The sequence below is a fragment of the Vibrio sp. V19_P1S1T109 genome (assembly GCF_002241375.1).
Lineage (GTDB): Bacteria > Pseudomonadota > Gammaproteobacteria > Enterobacterales > Vibrionaceae > Vibrio > Vibrio anguillarum.
The window spans coordinates 1-2,828 of record NZ_NDIM01000356.1; the positions used below are offsets into that span (position 1 = coordinate 1).

The following is a 2,828-nucleotide window of genomic DNA, read 5'->3' on the forward strand; positions in this document are numbered from 1 at the left end:
AAAGAAAAGGGCTACCGAAGGAAGCTCCGGACATATCATGGGCTTACAGAGGTATTGCTCGATTAGGGGGTTGGAAGAATACAAAGCGAACGGGTCGTGCTTCTATAAAGACATTATGGCAAGGATGGTTTAGGTTACAAACCATCCTTGAAGGGTATGAACTGGCTAAGTCTCTTGATTCACCAGACTTGTGATCAAGAGACAGGGGCAAACCTTCCTTTTTGTTATTCCGGCTCAATTAACTTTAGGAAGTACCACTACTTTAGTTTTGGCCCAAATATCTTGGAACCCTCTTTTTTGTTGATCAAAGGGTACGGTGAGGTTTGCCAAGCCAAAGCCTGAGGTGAACAAACGTATTAAAGCTTGCGTGGCGCTGATTGAATTTCCATCTTGTTCGTTAATTATCAAAAGTCGCCAAGCACGCATCCCTAATGTCTGGCCTGCTCTTGTCCAGAAAAAGACGAAGAAGTAGACCCAGACAGCGGCAAGGTAAAATGTGTAAACATAGCTCCAAATGGGATGACGAGTGAGAAGGTCGCTGACATCTGCATACGAGCCATAGCTCATCACATTCAACGCAACGAGAGCTTCTAATATAGCAACGACAACACCAGCAGCCATCATCTCAAGAGCAATGATGATTAATGCATCGTAAATGAGCGCACCAAATCGGCGTAGTAATCCGGCAGGCGGTAGAGAAATAGAGTTACTCATCATATCTAAACATCTTTTGTATTCGCGAAATTGCAGCAGCATATAGCCTCGGAGAGGATCTGAAAAGAGAAGAGACGCACAGCTTGAAGGTTTGTGGCGAAAATATCGGCAAACGATTTGTATTTCAATATTTTGTTATTGCGCCAATAACTTTCTTACGTATAATGCCAACCATCAAAGGGCAATGCCCAAGATGCCGGTGTGGTGAAATTGGTAGACACGACGGATTCAAAATCCGTTTCCTTCGGGAGTGGCGGTTCAAGTCCGCCCACCGGTACCATAATTTAAACAACAAAGCCTCGACGAAAGTCGGGGCTTTGTTGTTTTTGTCCTCGAAATAATAGTCCACTATCTTAGATAAATGGGACTCTTTTGATAGCCTTCACATACTTCTATATTGAACAGCGCACATTTCTCGCTTCTAGCCATACACATTTATATCAACACTACTAATATGTAGTTGATGAACTTTTGAGTGGCTTCTTTTAAACTCATTAACTACTTAGTACTTAAGGTGTTATATAAATTGTGGCAAGCATAAAAATCACAGTAGATAGATTGCAGCCTGGCCTGCACATTAAGTTGCCCGTAAAGTGGAACGAACACCCCTTTCTTTTTAATAGCTTTAAGATTAAATCCCAAGAACAGATTCAATTGATAAAACACTTGGGGATTCAACATGTTTATATCAATCCTGCGCAAAGCGATACTCAACCCTTACCTGTCAATACGCAGCCGGAAGCCATAGAAGAATCTTCAGAGATGGAGAGTGAGGCTGAAAAATTGTGGGAAGAGAAGCAGAAACGGATTGAAAAGTTGAACGCATATCGTAGGCGAGTTCTAAACTGTGAAAAAGAGTTTGAGCGTTCTCTATCCCGTATGCGTGCGGTAATGAACAAGATACGCAATCGGCCAGAGGATGCGATAGATGAAGCTTCAATTTTGGTTGAAGATATTGTCGATAAGCTACTGAGTGAAGATAGCGTTACGCTGCATTTAATGAATGGCAAAAGTGAGTTTGAAGACATCTACTTTCATTCACTCAACGTTTCGGTCATTGCAATGATGATAGGAAAAGCGAAAGGGTATGATGCTCAAAAAATCAAAGAACTTGCTTTTGCTGCGCTGTTTCATGATATAGGCAAAATTAAGGTTCCCACCGCGATTGTTAGAAAGAAAACAACACTGACAGAGCCCGAACAAAATTATCTCAAATTACATACTAAGTATGGTTTGGATATTGCGAGTCATATCGATAGCTTTCCAGAAAGTGCAAAGAGAGTAATAGAACAGCATCATGAACTTAATGATGGCAGTGGGTATCCGCTTGGTTTAAAGGAAGCGGCTATTGATGAGCTTTCACAGGTCATTACGGTCGCGAATGTATTTGATAATTTGTGTCATCCCAATATCGTTGCAGAGCAGAAGATTCCTTATATTGCACTTTCCTATATGTATAAGCATTGTAATCACTTATATAGTAACGAAAACTTAAACGTATTGGTTAAATTTATGGGTGTTTTCCCTCCAGGAACCGTTGTTCAGCTTTCTAACAATATGGTTGGGTTAGTCATCTCCGTAAACGCTAGCCACTTACTATATCCTAATGTATTGATTTACGACCCTTCGGTTCCGCGAACCCAAGCGCCCATTATTGATTTAGCTGATCGAGATTTGAAAATTGTTAACGCCATTCTTCCGCATAAACTTCCGGATAAAATCCGAGACTATCTTAACCCACGCTCTAGAATCTCTTATTTCTTCGATAGTGATGAGTAATATGCTTCTTTGTATTGCCTCAGTGCGAGCTTTCATTGACGAAGAAAAGCACGCAATATGAAGTGTGTCACCTTAATGCTCTGGTGATAACAAGGAGATTTAGAGAGGGAAATAGGTCGCTAATTAATCGATATTTAACGCTTTGGCGTCTTTTTGTTCACTTGAGCTATCAGAAGGTACTTTTTTCTAAAAACCGCTTGCACTCATCTTCGTTCTCCCTATAATGCCGCCTCACTGACACGGCACAGCCAGTAAGGGTTCAAGCCCAACCAGCAGCCAATCAGTAGGTCAAATCGGTAAGACGAAATAATTTAATAAAGTGTTTGACACTTTTC

Annotated in this window: 2 protein-coding genes, 1 tRNA gene and 1 pseudogene; 3 read left to right on the forward strand and 1 reads right to left on the reverse strand. The window is 41.1% G+C overall.

The features are described from left to right. A pseudogene (locus B9J87_RS16635) lies at positions 1 to 194 on the forward strand (IS4 family transposase); the annotation flags it as partial. A gap of 40 nt (positions 195 to 234) precedes the next feature. Here the strand turns inward: B9J87_RS16635 and B9J87_RS16640 are convergent. Then, a complete protein-coding gene (locus tag B9J87_RS16640) occupies positions 235 to 756 on the reverse strand; it encodes an RDD family protein (protein WP_013855999.1) in 522 nt (173 codons plus the stop codon). Positions 757 to 909: 153 nt separating this feature from the next. On the opposite strand from B9J87_RS16640, the gene B9J87_RS16645 reads away from it, so the two are divergent. Both B9J87_RS16645 and B9J87_RS16650 read left to right on the forward strand, forming a co-directional pair. Beyond that, positions 910 to 994: transfer RNA gene (locus B9J87_RS16645), tRNA-Leu, on the forward strand. A 248-nt stretch (positions 995 to 1,242) separates the two neighbouring features. Beyond that, positions 1,243 to 2,493 (forward strand): HD-GYP domain-containing protein, encoded by a 1,251-nt coding sequence (locus B9J87_RS16650; RefSeq protein WP_017045406.1) that lies wholly within the window; start codon positions 1,243 to 1,245, stop codon positions 2,491 to 2,493. Positions 2,494 to 2,828 lie beyond the last annotated feature (335 nt).